Origin of the sequence: Bacillus sp. FSL K6-1284, from assembly GCF_038002625.1 — a bacterium.
Classification (GTDB): domain Bacteria; phylum Bacillota; class Bacilli; order Bacillales; family Bacillaceae; genus Bacillus; species Bacillus paralicheniformis.
The window spans coordinates 2331756-2347412 of record NZ_JBBOCW010000001.1; the positions used below are offsets into that span (position 1 = coordinate 2331756).

At 42.3% G+C, this 15657-nt stretch carries 16 protein-coding genes and 1 pseudogene; 8 read left to right on the forward strand and 9 right to left on the reverse strand.

Going from position 1 to position 15657, the window contains the following annotated elements; all coding sequences use genetic code 11:
- Positions 1 to 46: 46 nt before the first annotated feature.
- Complete coding sequence (locus tag MHB72_RS11920) at positions 47 to 283, reverse strand: CotD family spore coat protein (protein ID WP_023857337.1); 237 nt, start codon at positions 281 to 283, stop codon at positions 47 to 49.
- 174 nt (positions 284 to 457) lie between these two features.
- Here MHB72_RS11920 and MHB72_RS11925 point away from each other — a divergent pair, with 174 nt between their 5' ends.
- Positions 458 to 1081 (forward strand): LysE family translocator, encoded by a 624-nt coding sequence (locus MHB72_RS11925; RefSeq protein WP_020451796.1) that lies wholly within the window; start codon positions 458 to 460, stop codon positions 1079 to 1081.
- Positions 1082 to 1807: 726 nt separating this feature from the next.
- Positions 1808 to 1993 carry a type Z 30S ribosomal protein S14 gene (locus tag MHB72_RS11930; protein ID WP_003182651.1) on the forward strand — a complete coding sequence of 62 codons (186 nt, stop codon included), beginning with the start codon at positions 1808 to 1810 and terminating at the stop codon, positions 1991 to 1993.
- A gap of 152 nt (positions 1994 to 2145) precedes the next feature.
- Here MHB72_RS11930 and MHB72_RS11935 read toward each other — a convergent pair.
- Positions 2146 to 2603: pseudogene (locus tag MHB72_RS11935) on the reverse strand (NUDIX hydrolase).
- 161 nt (positions 2604 to 2764) lie between these two features.
- A complete protein-coding gene (locus tag MHB72_RS11940) occupies positions 2765 to 5431 on the reverse strand; it encodes a phosphoenolpyruvate synthase (protein WP_105978777.1) in 2667 nt (888 codons plus the stop codon).
- A 263-nt stretch (positions 5432 to 5694) separates the two neighbouring features.
- Between MHB72_RS11940 and MHB72_RS11945 the strand changes: the two genes are divergently transcribed.
- From MHB72_RS11945 to MHB72_RS11960, 4 genes are all read left to right on the forward strand, one after another.
- Positions 5695 to 6300 carry a TetR/AcrR family transcriptional regulator gene (locus tag MHB72_RS11945; RefSeq protein ID WP_128823610.1) on the forward strand — a complete coding sequence of 202 codons (606 nt, stop codon included), beginning with the start codon at positions 5695 to 5697 and terminating at the stop codon, positions 6298 to 6300.
- 101 nt (positions 6301 to 6401) lie between these two features.
- Positions 6402 to 6527: a hypothetical protein gene (locus MHB72_RS11950; RefSeq protein WP_020451800.1), complete on the forward strand. Its 126-nt coding sequence runs from the start codon at positions 6402 to 6404 to the stop codon at positions 6525 to 6527.
- Positions 6528 to 6548: 21 nt separating this feature from the next.
- A complete protein-coding gene (locus tag MHB72_RS11955) occupies positions 6549 to 7004 on the forward strand; it encodes a YndM family protein (RefSeq protein ID WP_020451801.1) in 456 nt (151 codons plus the stop codon).
- 124 nt (positions 7005 to 7128) lie between these two features.
- Positions 7129 to 7644 carry a DinB family protein gene (locus tag MHB72_RS11960; protein ID WP_216920239.1) on the forward strand — a complete coding sequence of 172 codons (516 nt, stop codon included), beginning with the start codon at positions 7129 to 7131 and terminating at the stop codon, positions 7642 to 7644.
- 42 nt (positions 7645 to 7686) lie between these two features.
- Here MHB72_RS11960 and MHB72_RS11965 read toward each other — a convergent pair whose 3' ends face one another.
- Together MHB72_RS11965 and MHB72_RS11970 are read right to left on the reverse strand one after the other, a co-directional pair.
- Positions 7687 to 8313, reverse strand: coding sequence for an FMN-dependent NADH-azoreductase (locus tag MHB72_RS11965; RefSeq protein WP_020451803.1), 627 nt, complete (start codon positions 8311 to 8313; stop codon positions 7687 to 7689).
- Positions 8314 to 8613: 300 nt separating this feature from the next.
- Positions 8614 to 10077 carry a serine hydrolase domain-containing protein gene (locus tag MHB72_RS11970; protein ID WP_216920238.1) on the reverse strand — a complete coding sequence of 488 codons (1464 nt, stop codon included), beginning with the start codon at positions 10075 to 10077 and terminating at the stop codon, positions 8614 to 8616.
- 1399 nt (positions 10078 to 11476) lie between these two features.
- Here MHB72_RS11970 and MHB72_RS11975 point away from each other — a divergent pair.
- On the forward strand, positions 11477 to 11881 hold the full coding sequence (locus MHB72_RS11975) for a hypothetical protein (RefSeq protein WP_182070520.1): 405 nt from the start codon (positions 11477 to 11479) through the stop codon (positions 11879 to 11881).
- Here MHB72_RS11975 and MHB72_RS22910 read toward each other — a convergent pair.
- From MHB72_RS22910 to MHB72_RS11990, 4 genes are all read right to left on the reverse strand, one after another.
- A complete protein-coding gene (locus MHB72_RS22910) occupies positions 11769 to 12056 on the reverse strand; it encodes an aminotransferase class I/II-fold pyridoxal phosphate-dependent enzyme (protein ID WP_154996755.1) in 288 nt (95 codons plus the stop codon). The genes MHB72_RS11975 and MHB72_RS22910 overlap by 113 nt on opposite strands.
- Before the next feature lie 150 nt (positions 12057 to 12206).
- The gene (locus MHB72_RS11980) at positions 12207 to 12695 is read right to left on the reverse strand and encodes a TraR/DksA family transcriptional regulator (RefSeq protein WP_195258131.1); all 489 of its coding nucleotides are present in this window, start codon (positions 12693 to 12695) and stop codon (positions 12207 to 12209) included.
- A 112-nt stretch (positions 12696 to 12807) separates the two neighbouring features.
- Positions 12808 to 13152, reverse strand: coding sequence for a PH domain-containing protein (locus MHB72_RS11985; RefSeq protein WP_020451808.1), 345 nt, complete (start codon positions 13150 to 13152; stop codon positions 12808 to 12810).
- 435 nt (positions 13153 to 13587) lie between these two features.
- Positions 13588 to 13797, reverse strand: coding sequence for a DUF6501 family protein (locus MHB72_RS11990; protein ID WP_020451809.1), 210 nt, complete (start codon positions 13795 to 13797; stop codon positions 13588 to 13590).
- Positions 13798 to 14064: 267 nt separating this feature from the next.
- On the opposite strand from MHB72_RS11990, the gene MHB72_RS11995 reads away from it, so the two are divergent.
- The gene (locus tag MHB72_RS11995; protein ID WP_216920237.1) at positions 14065 to 15552 is read left to right on the forward strand and encodes an aldehyde dehydrogenase family protein; all 1488 of its coding nucleotides are present in this window, start codon (positions 14065 to 14067) and stop codon (positions 15550 to 15552) included.
- The last annotated feature ends 105 nt before the right edge of the window (positions 15553 to 15657 follow it).

Genomic DNA, 15657 nt, shown 5'->3' on the forward strand with positions numbered 1-15657 from the left:
TTCTTACGGCCTTTTTTCATGAGAAGAACTTTTTCTTCCGGAAAGGTTAGTATTTTTCGTAGCGATTACAAGGTTTACCGCAGTAAGAGTGATCATGATAAACCGGCTTATAGTTTGAATAAGAATGCGGATAATAGTGAACATGCTCGTATTTCTGATGATCCACTTTTTTAATATGCTGCGGATGGATGTGAGGAACGATCGTTTTAGAGTATCTGTGATCCTCACAGTACCTGGTAGGATGCACAACTGGCGGCAGAACGCGCGGTTTGCAGTAAGACATAAGCACTTCTCCCTTCCTTGAGTTTCATTCTTCATTATCAAAATATGTTGATTAGCACAAACTTGTACTAATACAAGAAACTAAAAAACCGTCCATTTTCCCCGCCTTTTCACTCAAAAAAGAGTTTCTCTGATAGTATAATAAAAAAATACTAATGAAAATGGAGTTGGACAGATGGATGTGATATCGATCGTTTCTTTTTTAGGTGCGGCTGTACTGCTTACACTTATGCCGGGCCCTGACAACTTGTTCGTTTTGGCACAGAGCATCTCAAAGGGAAAATCGGCAGGTACAGCAACCGCATGCGGGCTATGCACAGGGTTAGTCGTCCATATCACAGCTGCTGCAGCAGGTATTTCTGCTGCGATCTATCAATCAGCTGTCGCCTTCTCGATCGTGAAATATGCAGGTGCAGCCTATCTGTTGTTTTTAGCTTACCAGTCTTTCCGGCGAAAAAGTGCTGGTTTCAATCTTGAAGCTAAAGATTCATTGAACCGCAGGGCTTTATACCAAAAAGGCGTTGTGATGAATCTATTAAACCCGAAGGTCTCATTGTTCTTCCTTGCCTTTCTTCCGCAATTTATTCATCCCGGCACCTTCAGCGTGACAACGCAAATGCTCGTTTACGGCATGTTATTTTTAATTCAAGCGTTTGTGATCTTTGTGATGATCAGCCTGTTTGCGGAAAAAGTCGGAGACCGGCTGCGCAGAAGTCCGCAAGCCGCCAAAAAAGTTCATTTGCTGGAAGGGTCTTTATTCGCTTTGATCGGGCTTAAAATAGCGGTCAGCCAAAGGTAGCCGCTGAAAAAAAGGTGTGCAGCCGGCACACCTTTTCCCGATTTTACCGCTTATAACATTTGACGCGTTTACCATTTCCGCCGTCGGCGCCGCTTTCAAGGACACAGCGGCAATGTCACCCCTAGAACATCGAGGTTCATGTGAAAATGAACAGCCCTGCATTCCGTGATTCGTTTTCAAGCTTGATCTAGAGCGGGAGCTGGTGTTACGGAATCGAAGTGATTTGTTTCTTTGGCTGGAGTCGAATCACAAGACTGTCAAATTCTGCAGCGCTTTCTTGCTGTGTTAGATTCTTCCTTCGTTTCATTGTATAGTGGAGTGCCAGACAATGAGACAAAAATCTAAATACCGTTGTTCTCTATCCTCCCCCCTTTCTTTGAAGCCAGTATACAAATTTCCCGCTGCTTCGTAATGATGCAAATCGGTTATTTTCCGCTCAATCCAAATCATCAGATCGAGCAAAGCGGACACATCGATCTTAGGGATGGCAGATCAGTCAATCGATGGGCGTGGGTCTTTTTTGATAGAATATGCCGCTTTTTAAGGAGAAACGGGATCGTTTAATTGCTTTAATCAATGAGATTCATTTTCGCTTTTTATCTGCAAAGCGAGTCTTTTGAATTTATTTACAAATGATATTTTAAATGTTATAATAAATTGTTTACAGAAATAAATTCTATTTTTATTTATATAAATCGATGAATTTAAAATGAAGGAGGTAAAAAGATGGCCAAGACTTCAATGATTGTCAAACAAAAACGGGAACAAAAGTTCAAAGTCAGAGAGTACACCCGCTGTGAACGCTGCGGCAGACCGCATTCCGTGATTCGGAAGTTTAAATTGTGCCGCATCTGCTTCCGTGAGCTTGCTTACAAAGGGCATATCCCCGGCGTTAAAAAAGCAAGCTGGTAAGAACGACTTCGTCAGCCTTTTTAAGAGGCTGGCTTTTTTGATTTAGGCTCTGTTGAATTTTAATGTTGATATTGCATGAAAATAGAGGAAATCCTATGATTAGGGTTTCCTCTATACTTGTTCAACTAACGTCTCTGTTAGCTGGATAAGAACTATTGAATCAGTTGCTCATTATACACACTCATTGAGTGTACATTCTCTTTTAATAGGTTATCAATGATTTGCTTTATTACATTTGGTTCTCGTAAGTCTTCGTTCTCAAATGTTACAAGGTCACTTACTTTTATCACTTGCAGTCTGAAATTTCATCTTCTTCGAGCTTGATAGAACCTCCGGTAACTTCACCAATAAAATGAAATAAAATAACTTGATTCTTCGTCCTGCTGATAAAATTATATACACCAGCAGCCGCAATCAGTTTTACGTCCAATCCAGTTTCCTCTTTAACTTCTCTTCGAGCTGAATGGAGAATGTCCTCTCCATATTCGATACGTCCACCCGGAAAGTTCCACTTATGAACGGCGGTAGGCTTATTCTCTTTTATCATCAAGACTTTATCATCCCGTAAGATTGATACACTGGCTACTAAAACAATTCCATTTTGCGACATCCATTTCTCCTTCATTTTCATTGGTTTGACTGGCTTCTTCTTTCATGAATCTGCTTTGTTCATTGAAAGCTCTCAACGCTTTGCTCACCTTGAGAATCAAACCGAACTCTTGTTCTGTTTTTATTATATCAGGTATAAGCATCAAACATCAATATAAGCGCTCATGAGCCGTCACTGTTCAATATTTGAACAAACCCGTTTGTTCCGTCGATTCGGATGTAGGCGCCGTCTTCTATGATGTCTGTCGCTTTGTCAATTCCGACGACCGCAGGAATGCCGTATTCCCTTGCCACTACTGAACCATGAGTCATCATGCCGCCCACCTCCGTAATCAGTCCAACCGCTGAAGTAAAAAGCGGAGTCCAGCCCGGATCAGTATACGGCGCCACTAAGATGTCCCCTTGATTCAGCTTCGCGTCTTCAGGGCTCTTCACAACTCTGGCGGTCCCTTCAATGATGCCCGCAGAAACCGGTGTCCCTGTGAGAGCTCCTTCGGGACTTTTTGCATTTCGCAGCCTCCCTGTGATGATCTCCCCTTCACTTGTCATCACGCGGGGGGATGTGAGCTTTTGATTGGACATATGCTGCCGTTTTCTGTCTGTTAACCATTCCGGAATATTCCCGATGCTGCGATTCTCCAATAGCGCGATAAGCTCTTCAAGCGTCAAGTAAAAAACATCGTCTTCACAATTGAGGATTCCTTTTTCAACGAGGTGGCGGGCTTCTTTAAGAATGGCTTTTTTGTATAAAAACATCAATTTTACAAGTGTAAATTTATGATGCTCCCGCATTCCCATCAGGCTTCGATACATATGAACGAGCCGGGAGATTCTCTTTTTTTCCGTGAAACGAAATTGAGAGATGATTTCCTTTTTTGCTTCTTCCGCTTCCATTTCGCCTTGTTTAAATTTCCTCCTGTGTTCCCCTTGGGCAGTCGTCCGAATATGGCTGAGTATGGACGGAACGAGCTGAACCGGAGCCTCTGCCCATCTTGGCCTTGTCATATCGATTTCTCCCACGCACCGCATCCCGTACTTTTTGAGATAACCATCTAAACTCGACTTCAATTCGGCGCCGCCGGGGATTTTGAGCAATTCTTCCATAAAGTTTTCGCTGTCTGCACGCTTGAAATAGTCAATGACTTCAGGATACTTCCTCGCTTGATCGGAAAGATCCCCCAACTCAAGACCCATTTCCGTTGTGACATTATGAGGCAGGGATTTATACAATTTTCCCAGTAAAATAGCGCTTTTTTCGTCCCCCAGCTTTTTTTTCAGCTTTTTTTCGAGCGCTCCGGCTGCAATCATTCCGCTGAAGACATATACAGCGACTTTTGAAAGCACGTCTTGGAACATCCTTTCCATTCCTTTTTGGATGACGCGGATCGTCTCAGCACCGGAAGTCCGGCTAAGCTTCTCCTCGGTGTCCGTCACGATCGCTTCAATGATCAATTCCGCTTTTTTCTCGGCTTTATCGGGGTTTTTCATCAGCAGGATTCCGACAACCTTTAATGCTGCCGGAATCAAAATCGGCATCAATCTCCCGGCAATATGAAACATGCCTTTTATCGAAATGGAATTAAGCTGTTGTTCTTTGCGCTTGACTGCCTCCGATACAGCAGATGCCATCAGCTGATCCATACCATTTAATACTTTAAGCAGCCGGCTTCGGGCGAATCTGAGGGAAAGAGCACCCGTAATATCGGCGAACACTCTTCCTCCCGCTTCGCGAAGAATCGGCTGTGCCGAAGGGTCTTTTTTTAAAAATCGGAGAACTTGGCTGATCACCGATACACCCAATGGTTTCATTGGATCGGTCATCATTTGGATATAGCCAAAATTAATCAATACATGCGGCTTATCATCAAAAACGTGTACGGCCGGGTATAGGGATGTGATCGGCCGGCTTTGAAGAATGTAAAAGCTGCCGCCGGCAAAAGCCCATTCTATATCCTGTTCCTTACCGTAGTGAGCCTCGATTCTGCGCCCCAGTTCTGCCAATTCGACGATTTTTGGATCCGGCAAAGCCTGTGTTTGTTGTTCTTCCGGAGAGAGGGTTTTCTGAACGGTTCCTCCTTCTGGAACGGAGTAAATGGCCGATTCCTTCTTCGAAAGTTGTTTTTTGACGATTTCACCTGACTGAACCTGATACAGATCAGCGCTCACAATTCCGGACACCAACGCTTCACCCAAGCCGAAGCTGGCATCGATGGAAACCGTTTTGCGGTGCCCCGTGATCGGGTCCGCAGTGAACATAATACCGGACACCTCGGGAAAAACCATCTCTTGCACGACAACTGCAAGAAAAACAGAGCGGTGATCGAAACCGTTTTTCGCGCGGTAGGAAATCGCCCTGTCCGTAAACAGAGAGGACCAGCATTGTTTTACCGCATCAAGAAGCTGATCTTTTCCGCAGACATTCAAAAAGGTATCCTGCTGCCCCGCAAATGAAGCTGTCGGCAGGTCTTCTGCCGTAGCACTGGAGCGGACAGCATAGGCTTTATCTTTGCCGGTCGTATCAACGCCTTCCAGTATCGCCGATTTGATCTCGTCAGGTATGGGAATCTGGGCAAGATGCTCGCGAATCTGCTTCCCCGCAATCCGAATCTGTTCCAGATCATCATGCTTGAGCTGTCCAAGCTGGTCGAGCAGGCTGTCGATGATGCCGCTTGTTTGTATGAACGCGCGATAGGCGGCAGTTGATATGCAAAACCCCTCGGGAACGGGAAAACCCGCTTTTGTCATTTCCCCGAGGTTCGCCCCCTTTCCGCCGACATAGGGCAAAGCAAATTGATCGATTTCATTGAAATACAGCACATATTTCTCCATTCTATCCTCTCCTTAGAGCCGCTTTTTGAAATTCCACGCCTCATTTTGGACGATTGATTTTGCCCTGGCCGGACTTTCAACACACTTTGTCTTATGAGGCATGCTTTTTCATACACAAATATTGAACACTGTGTTGATTAATATTCATCATGTTTATTATAATTGCACAAAAGGCGAATGCAATGAACAATCAATCAGCAAATGTTAAGTTCTCAACACAAACATGGACATTGTTGATTTTCATGGACCTCAGGAGGATTTGTATGACTGGACAAAAAAAAGACCGCAGGGTAAAGCGCACGAAAAAAATGATTAGAGACGCACTTTCTGAACTGATGAAAAATAAAACGTTTGAAGAGATATCCGTCACGGACATTACAACGAAAGCCGATATTAACCGCGGCACGTTTTACTTGCATTACGAAGATAAATACGATTTGCTGGAGCAAAGCGAGGAGGAAATTATCCAAGAGATCAGTAACATTGCTAAACGCTCGATTCACTCAATGGACATATTAAATCAGGATGTGATTGATCATCCGCTAACGTTTGTCGTCGATATTTTTCAATATATAAGAGAAAACGAGGTTTTTATGAAGGCAATTTTAGGCCCGAAAGGCCCGGGTTCTTTCCGTTTGAAATTCAAATCGGTTTTGAGCATCAATTTAAAACGGCTGAAAAAAGCGATCAAGGCGGATCCGATCGTACCGGAAGACTACTTGATTTCCTATATAACCGGCGCTCTTATCAGCGTCATGCAGCAATGGCTGGAAAACGGCATGAAAGAGACGCCGCATGATATGGCGCTCATTTTATCAAAAATAACCGGGATGGGCCCTGCATACGCGGCAGGACTGAGAAAAAAATGACAGGCTTTCAGGAAGAGGGATAACCCTCTTTTTTGCTTTTTTCGTGGTATGTATAAGAAATCAAAAACAATCCAAAATATAGTGAAAAAGGTGGTGAGACCATGCAGAAGAAAGGCATTCAAAACAGCAGCCTCGAGCAGCTGAAAAACGACCACGAAACAGAAAGCGCATTCCAGCAGGATAACAAAAGCAATAAACAGCAACAAAACAGGAATGCTTTAAAATAAGCTGAAAGGTGTGGAAACGAAATGAAGCATGTAAGAGCATTGTGTTTAAAATTTATTGTGAGCCTTGTCCTCTTATATGTGGTGCTAACTCTGTTTTTTGGCGTTCCATTTGGCGAAATGTTTGTTTTGACATTGTTTTTAGGTGTGATCTCCTATCTGATCGGAGATCTTCTTCTTCTGCCGAGAACAAACAATACAACTGCAACAATGGGAGACTTTGGCCTTTCCCTCGTATTGATCTGGGCGATTCTCGCCATGCAAAATAATCCGCCGTATGGTTCGCTTGCTGCCGCTTCAATCGTGTCAGCAATCGGCGTCACAGTGTTCGAATATTTCTTCCACCGCTATATGGAAGCCAACGTTTTGGGCGAAACGGAAAACGAAAAACGGGAAAAGCCAGGCTCATTGCAGTATCAAAGTGAAGCATCGGAAGAACTTTACCCGGTTACCCCATCTAAAAAACAGGACGAAGACTAAGCACGACAACCTGCCGATCGGCAGGTTTTTTACTCTTTATGCCCCGAGGTATTTTTTTCCTCGTTTAAAGGAATATCGGTCTTTTTCACGAATTGATAATAAAAAAGTGAGGAGGGCTAAAAATATGACACATCGCGCACTAAAGCATTTAGATTATCACAACTGGGCGAATCAAAGGGTGCTCAGCCACCTGAAAAGCCTGCCTGAAGAGCTGTTCACCCGGGAAATCGAAAGCGTTTTTCAATCTGTATCTGAGGTTGTTACCCATATGTGCGTGGCTGACGCCTTGTGGCTGAAAGTAATATCCGGAGCCGCTTACGAGGAAGCAAAGGAAACCGGCATGCGGCTGAAAGAAATGTTAAAGGGAAAAAAGATTGATGACTTCGTCTCCATTTTTCAAGACACGGCGCTTCAATATGAAACGTTTTTTGAAAATCTTGAAGACCCCGATGGTGAAATCACGATTGCACATCCGGCATTCGGCGAAATCAAAACGCCTGTTAGCGAACTCCTTCATCACGTGGTCAATCACGGCACGTACCACAGAGGCAACATTTCAGCGATGCTGAGGCAAATGGGTGAAGCGGGTGTGCCGACGGACTATGTTTATTATTTATTAAGCGTGAAGCAGCCGACATAAATAAAAAACCCTTGTTCCGCTTTTGGAACAAGGGTTTCACAATTAAAATGATGCTGCAAGCTTTTTAGCTTCTGCTAAGCCGTTTTCGATGATTTTTTGAGCGTCGTCAGGAACAGCGTTGTGTCCTTCGATGACAACGGTATGCAGGTCTTGAACACCGAAGAAGCCCATGACGGTTTTCATGTAGTTCAATGACATTTCCATTGCAGCCATCGGTCCTTCAGAATAGAAGCCTCCTCTGGCATTTAACAGAGCAACTTTCTTGTCTCCCATCAGGCCTTTAGGTCCTTCAGGAGTGTATGTAAACGTCACTCCTGCGCGGGACAAGTAGTCCACATAAGTGTGAAGTACAGCTGGAACAGCAAAGTTCCACAATGGGAAAGCAAAAACAACTTTATCGGCTTTGACGAATTCGTCCAAGTAACGGTCCGCTACAGCTGCAGCTGCTTTTTCTTCCTCGTTCAATTCCATGCCTTTTCCTGCTTTAAATGTCCCGTTAATAGCATTTCTGCCCAGGTACGGCGGGTTTTCTTTGTAAAGATCAAGCTCTACAATTTCATCGTTTGGATGATTTTCTTTATAGCTGTTAAGAAACGCATCATAAAGTTTTACAGATACAGCTTCTTCAGCAGTACGGTCATTAGCTTTAACAAACAATACTTTAGACATTCTATTTTCCTCCCGTGCTAACGTTTCAATATTTACTTACAAATAGTATGTTACTTTCTTTTAAATAGAAAGTCAACTCATTTATTTTGATGCCAAAATATGTTTCTATCAAAAAAGCCCTGTTCATATTTGATAAAAAACAAACGATTGCTCATATCAGCAAGAACTTTCGTTCGGATAATACAACATTATTTAAGTTCAAGCATAAAATATTATATTATGTAGCATATTTATGCGTGGTCGGAATATGCTGCGAAGCAAATAAAAAAGTTTTCGTTTAGGTTACAATGGCACATCTCATTAGGAACATTTATAGCGATAACAATATACAAACCAAGTGATACTTGCACTTAGTAAAAACAACGCAATCAGTGCGGTTAGATAACTATACGTTTGCCAAACTAGAAATGACCTCCAACTAGCCCCAAATATTGTGGGGAGGATTATGCATAGGATACCTATAAAAATTGTAGTCACAAGCCAAAAAGCTATGAGTGTCAATCTCTTTTTCGTTAACGGTAATTTCCTATTCTGTTTCTTTCTACGCACCCCTAAAAAGAAAAATAGAATTGCTAGTAATGTTAGAGCAATTGTAGCGGAAGATAGGGCGATATCCGAAATCTGCATCAAACTCATTTGATAGCTTTGGGAGATATTCCCGTCTAAAATATCCTTAATATTATATAACATGTCAATATTTGTACTGGCACTATTGGATAATAGAGAGATACCTAGCTGTTCTTCTGGGAATAAGAATATATTTGTTGCAAACGTTGGATTACCACCTGCGTGTTGGCTGAATGTCTGATCTGCATTCACGACCCACCCCGCCCCATAGTACAGTCCATCCACAGCCGCAACAGACCTATTGCCCTCATGTGATTTTGCAATCAGCCCTTGAAAGATTTCCGGAATATCTTCAACAATTCCCAATTGAATTCCCATCCAACGGGCTATGTCTTGAGAGGACGAAAACAGATACCCAGCAGGTGTGTTTCCTCTAAATTCCGGTGCATCATATGGCAGTGTCATGAAAAAAGCGGAACGATAGCCCTGTGCCAACTGACCTGTCGCTTGTACCTTACCTCTATTCGCATAAGTTTCATACAACCCCAGTGGTCGAAATACTTGTTCTTCCATAAAATCCTCAAAGCTTTGTCCCGATACGGTTTCTATCACCAAGCCCAGCACATCATAATTTACCGTCCCATATTCATATCTTTCGCCAGGTGGAAATACCACTTCGGCATCTATTAACATTTCAACGGTCTTTTGCAACATATCTGGTGTATTTCCCTCTGGGATATGCTGAGTATGATACCTATTGATTAACCCTGTAGTATGATGAAGGAAATGATTCAAAGTAACACTCTGCATGTCAACGGGCTGTCCCTGATATCGCAATGAGAACCAAGGTAAATACTCTACAACCGAATCGTCCATAGACAAAAATCCCTGCTCTTCCAAAAGTAAAATTCCTAAAGCAGTAAAAGCTTTGCTGACGGAGGCTAACTCCCATATGGTGTTTTCATTGGTCAAAATCCCTTCCTCAGAGTTTGCATAGCCGGATGAAAAGAAATAGGTATCATCCCTTGATTGTATTGAAACTGACATGCCCGGTGTGCCAGATATACGCCTAGCATCTTCTAATAATGATTGGATTGCAACAGACTCTTCCTCTGTCAATGCATAGACTGAGGTGTTAAATCCAACAAACAACATAAATACTGTGATTATTGTTATAATTATCATCTTACTTCTCATGAGACAACCCCCAATAATAAAATATTGACTCGCTATCTGTGATCATGATGCCACTATATTTTTTCATTTCAAAGCAGACACATTCTACCAATTATACAGGGGAAAAGGTTATTTCTGAATATGTAATGAGATTAATAAAATGGAAAAAAATAGATTGAGTTCTGGCGCAGTACGTAAAAACTATTACCTTATCTTTGATAAACATAATAGAGAAATTTACATATTAAACATGATTATATGTAAATCTCCTTATTTTTCTGCTAATGTAAAAGATTTTGATAGGTGTATATTCAATGCTTTCACATGATTTTTAATGTCTACAATCCATCAAGCAATTGTTTCTTCGTTTTATATCCAGATATTATACTTTATCGGCGTTCTGTCTCTCACTCAACATCGATTATGCCCCTATGACAATATGTCCGCAAGAATTTTATTGCAGCAAGAATTTCATTGCAGAATTTGATACTTTTTTCTCCCTCTCTAATAGTTGATATGATAAGGATATTACACAATATCACAACTCATCATGCGATAATAACATTGAACAAATAAAGATTTATTTTGCCCCCCCCTACAACTCCAATACAAATCGTAATATGATATTAACCGTAACAAAGATATAGACAGAAACTTAGCAAGCGAGAAAATAAAAATGAGAAAGAGCGATGTATGAAGAGCTATTTTTTTGAAAAACAACATTGCATATCGTGATATTTATTTTGTGAGAATAGCCATACTAAAACCTTTCTACATGCGAAAAATCACTTCATAAGCTGTCTCTGAAAGGAATTATTTGAAAATACTCCCATACAACTAAATACAGAAGTTTGAAACTACTACATTCATGAATGGAAACCTAAGATGACTTGTTTCAAGCGAGACATACAAGCAGTCTCTAAACATTGTAGTTGATAAAACAGCGAGCAGTATTGACCGTAAAAGCTGTTATGTAGACTAATGATTGTAAAAACAATCTACTATATACCGCCATGATGGAAGCCTATTCCAGAGCGATTGATAAGCGCCGAGATACCGAATACGAACGGTTAGCGAGATAAATAGAAATAGTGCTTCATTTTTCACAATGGAAGTGAGTGCATGGAGAAATTATGAAAAACAGTGGAAGCGGTGTGCTTGTCGTTGCGTAGCAACGACACCATTCTACCTCCCCATATCTAACAGGGAGGTAGGAAATAGAGAATAATAGTATGGAATCCGTTGATACGGTAAGGGAAATGATGTCCTGTGCTGGAATTTTGTGGCGGACATTTGAGATATATCAAGGAATTGGATAAAAAAGGTGATAAAAAAGACTTTTATATCAGATTGATGGAAGAAACAAAGAGATTTGACTTAGGCATAGATTCTTTTAAACAACTAACACTGGATATATCTTGTGAAGAAAAATGATATACAAAAAGCTACGTTTCAAAGATACCTAGAAGCGTCAGGAATTATTAGAAAGTTATTCGGAAATATTCAGTTAAAAGATATGAATGACATTGTTGTGCAAAGAAAAATTGATGAATACGCAAAGAAGCGTTCTCACAGTACCACTCGCAGCTTGTTAATAAAAGTCAAAATGGCACTTCGTGACGCTTACGCTCGTGGTTATCTCACGAATGATTTCGCAGAACTTGTCAAACCTCGTGGGAAAGAGTTATCGAAACGAAACAAAGCGTTATCCATTACGGACTTCCAAAAGCTAAGAACATATCTACTAGCACACACAGAGGAAGAATTTCATGTGCTCGTCTTAGTAGCTTTAGAAACAGGTATGCGAAGAGGAGAATTGGGTTAACGTAGACACCTTCTTGATGAAGTGAGTCTGCAAAACGTAAAGTTGTGTCGCGATCTGGAAGAATAATTGGAATAATAGGTGATTCACTATGTAATACATTAAGTCCTATTTGTTGAATGCCGTCTCTTAAGTAAGTACTTTTCGTTTTCGTGTAACTTTTCCTGGATGTCCGGATTTTTCTCTAGAATATCAATAGCTGCAATTAAACCTCCGATAACTGATAAATGTTTTATTGTGTCGAGTACTTGACTCCCCGTCGACAGTTGTAGGACATCTCTTTTAACAAACAGAGCCATAAAAAAAAGCACCCTGTTTTTGCGGGTGCTTATTTTGAATCCTGCTCCTCATCAAGACGTTCGTAAGCATATGAACGCTTTTGATCCATCGTTTCTCTGTTTGTCAAATCCTTCATTTGCCGTGTAAATTGCTCGTCATATCCTTCCCCCTCTTGATTTCTTTTTTCTGTTTCAGCTTGAGTCTCCATGGTTTTTCTTGCATATGGAACGGCTTCGAGGCGCTCATATGGTATTTCTTGACCTGTTGCTTCACATATTCCGTATGTGCCGTCTTCCAATCGCTTGAGGGCGTCTTCCACTTCTTTTAATAAATTTCTGTCCGTCTGCCGGAAGGTCTGCTCTCTCATTCGTTCAAAATAAACGCTGGCATGGTCAGCCTGATGATTGTCAACTCCGTTTGAAAGCTCGCCCGTTTCTTCCGCCATCGACTGATCTGTTCCTTCTGCAGGGGAAAGGCTTTGTTTTAAGTCAATTAATTTATGGTAGAGATGGTCTTTTTGTTTTTGTGTTAATGGCATGGCTGATCCTCCTCCTTTCTTCTTCCTTTCCCGATTTCGTGGGAGAAAAACCCGCCTTTCCAAAATAAAAAGGCCGTTCAGACGCGGACAAGCGGTGAACAGCCTTTACGGTTTATGCACATAAGTATTTTGATAACAGCGCTTGAATTTCAAGCATGTCGGTATCCTTCGTAAATTCCAGGTCAAAGATTTTGCTGCTGGTCATCAGAGAAAGAGAACTGTCTGGATTGAACATGCTGACTTCTCTAATCGCAAAGCCTTCAATCGATCTGTATGGCAGAAAGACGCGGACTTTCTTTTTGGAAAACAGTTTATTATCAAAAAAAATAATCCGCTTGTTCGTAAAACAAATTTGATCTATCCTCAGTCTGCAAACCGATTCAATTTTTTCTCCTTCTATGAGCAGCGGTTCAAATTTTTTGCCGTCTGCTGTCTTGCTTGCTGAAAAAACGCCCAATCAAAACCCCTCTTTCTGTATATCCAATTTATGTTTATGCACAAGGCAAAGTATACTTGTCAGTTACTAATAAGGATACGATAACCCTGATTTATAAACAATTACGAGCAGATTACATTTCTTTAACGCGATATGTTTGTTTTTACTATCAATTAATACGCCCGGCAGACGCATGAGGTTTCAACTTTTCATCAGTTTTTTCAGCTTATTTTTCGTTTGCTACCAATCAAAAGGTGGATAACGGATAGAACAAAAAACCGCAGCAGGATGTTCTTCCTCTGCGGTTCTCTTCTGACTATTATGCCTTTTATGTACATATCAGGCGCTGTTCCTGCTTCGGTCAAGCAACTGATTCAGTCAGCCGATTTTTTATGAATGCGTGCGGGGGTTTGTTCAACTACCATTCATTGCTGTTGATGACCCGCGCAAATTGATTCAGGCTTTTACTTCTTCAAAGTACTCTTTGTAATAGCCGCCGACTTTGTTTGTATTATCGATGATAAACAGAAACTCTTCCGTTTCGTTTTTGACCTCGTATACGTTGCCTACGGTCAGCGCTCTGTTGACGATGTACTTTTTGGCATCGGTATGTATGCACTTTACTTTTTTAATGGTGTTATTGTTCTGCCATTTTTCGTGAATCATGCGGATGTCTCCTTTTTCATACGTGTATAGTTTCCATTGTAGCGTTTTTTCGCCGAAATGCAATGCGATCTGGAGGCGAATGTGATTTTAAAGAACATGGATATTGATTTGGTTTCATTCCCTGTTATAGAATGGTGGTGTATAGTTCCAAAATCAGAAATATATCCCTCTTTCATCCGCGCAATGACCAAATCAAAAGACAAACCAGCACCAAGACAACTCACCCGAAGACAGACCAAAATTTCAAAGGAGGTTTGTTTGACAAACATGAGTTCATTAACAATGCAGGTCAGTAAAAAGCTGGAGTCATTTTTGCAGGGAACAAAGAAGCTCTATATTAACGGGGAATTTGTAGCCAGCGCCTCAAACAAAACGTTTGAGACCCCAAACCCGGCGACTGGTGAAACGCTCGCCACCTTATATGAAGCAGGTCCCAAGGATGTGGACAAAGCGGTGAAAGCCGCGCGGGAAGCTTTTGACCGCGGTGAGTGGCGGACGATGAACCCGGCCGAAAGAAGCCGGCTGATGTACAAACTCGCCGATCTGATGGAGGAACACAAAACGGAACTGGCTCAGCTTGAAACGCTGGATAACGGGAAGCCGATCAGCGAAACGATCGCAGGCGATATTCCGCTGTCAATTGAACATATGCGCTATTATGCCGGCTGGGCGACGAAAATAACCGGACAGACGATTCCTGTTAACGGACCTTATTTTAACTATACACGACATGAGCCTGTCGGAGTTGTCGGGCAAATTATCCCTTGGAACTTCCCGCTTCTGATGGCCATGTGGAAAATGGGAGCCGCTCTTGCAGCCGGATGTACGGTGGTCTTAAAACCGGCGGAACAAACGCCGCTTTCCGCTCTGTATTTGGCGGAACTGATCGATGAAGCAGGCTTCCCGAAAGGCGTCATCAACATCATTCCTGGCTTCGGTGAGACGGCCGGAGAAGCTCTGACCGATCATGCCCTTGTCGACAAACTGGCATTCACAGGGTCAACGGAAATCGGCAAAAAAATTATGGAGAAAGCGGCCAAATCGGTTAAACGGGTGACCCTTGAACTCGGCGGAAAGTCGCCGAATATCATCCTCCCTGACGCCGATCTGAAGAAAGCGATTCCAGGCGCACTAACCGGCGTCATGTTCAATCAAGGCCAAGTGTGCTGTGCGGGATCGCGCGTGTTCATCCATAAAGACCAATATGACAAAGTCGTCGATGAAATGGCCGCATATTCCAAGTCGCTCCGCCAGGGTGCGGGCCTTCATGAAGACACGCAAATGGGACCGCTTGTCAGCAAAGAACAGCACGAACGCGTCCTCTCGTATATTGAAAAAGGACGTCAGGAGGGTGCGAAAATCGCAGCCGGCGGAACATGCCCTTATGAGCAGGGATACTTTGTTTCTCCGACTGTATTCACCAATGTCGAAGACGAGATGACAATAGCAAAAGAAGAAATCTTTGGTCCTGTTTTGGCGGCGATCCCTTATGAAACGGTAGATGAAGTCATCGAACGGGCCAATCGCAGCGAATACGGCCTTGCTGCTGGCGTATGGACGGAAAATTTGAAAAACGCCCACTATATCGCCGACCGTCTGCAAGCCGGTACCGTTTGGGTCAACTGCTATAATGCCTTTGACGCCGCATCCCCATTCGGCGGCTACAAACAGTCGGGACTCGGACGTGAAATGGGCTCATACGCTCTGGATAACTATACAGAAGTAAAAAGCGTCTGGATTCATACAGGCGAATAACGCAAGACATGAGTTTCTGCAGCCGCCCTGTCGATCAGGGCGGTTTTCTTTTTTATAGAAGTAAACATTTATAGATACATATGGTAAAATAGATGATAGTTTAAG

Excerpts from the sequence above, each read along its gene's own strand:
- MHB72_RS11960 (WP_216920239.1), top strand. The coding sequence starts at position 7,129 with ATGACACATCGCGCACTAAAGCATTTAGATTATCACAACTGGGCGAAT.
- MHB72_RS11995 (WP_216920237.1), top strand. The coding sequence starts at position 14,065 with ATGAGTTCATTAACAATGCAGGTCAGTAAAAAGCTGGAGTCATTTTTG.
- MHB72_RS11990 (WP_020451809.1), bottom strand. The coding sequence starts at position 13,797 with ATGATTCACGAAAAATGGCAGAACAATAACACCATTAAAAAAGTAAAG.
- MHB72_RS11925 (WP_020451796.1), top strand. The coding sequence starts at position 458 with ATGGATGTGATATCGATCGTTTCTTTTTTAGGTGCGGCTGTACTGCTT.
- MHB72_RS11930 (WP_003182651.1), top strand. The coding sequence starts at position 1,808 with ATGGCCAAGACTTCAATGATTGTCAAACAAAAACGGGAACAAAAGTTC.
- MHB72_RS11945 (WP_128823610.1), top strand. The coding sequence starts at position 5,695 with ATGACTGGACAAAAAAAAGACCGCAGGGTAAAGCGCACGAAAAAAATG.
- MHB72_RS11950 (WP_020451800.1), top strand. The coding sequence starts at position 6,402 with ATGCAGAAGAAAGGCATTCAAAACAGCAGCCTCGAGCAGCTGAAAAAC.
- MHB72_RS11940 (WP_105978777.1), bottom strand. The coding sequence starts at position 5,431 with ATGGAGAAATATGTGCTGTATTTCAATGAAATCGATCAATTTGCTTTG.
- MHB72_RS11920 (WP_023857337.1), bottom strand. The coding sequence starts at position 283 with ATGTCTTACTGCAAACCGCGCGTTCTGCCGCCAGTTGTGCATCCTACC.
- MHB72_RS11970 (WP_216920238.1), bottom strand. The coding sequence starts at position 10,077 with ATGAGAAGTAAGATGATAATTATAACAATAATCACAGTATTTATGTTG.
- MHB72_RS11980 (WP_195258131.1), bottom strand. The coding sequence starts at position 12,695 with ATGCCATTAACACAAAAACAAAAAGACCATCTCTACCATAAATTAATT.
- MHB72_RS11965 (WP_020451803.1), bottom strand. The coding sequence starts at position 8,313 with ATGTCTAAAGTATTGTTTGTTAAAGCTAATGACCGTACTGCTGAAGAA.
- MHB72_RS11955 (WP_020451801.1), top strand. The coding sequence starts at position 6,549 with ATGAAGCATGTAAGAGCATTGTGTTTAAAATTTATTGTGAGCCTTGTC.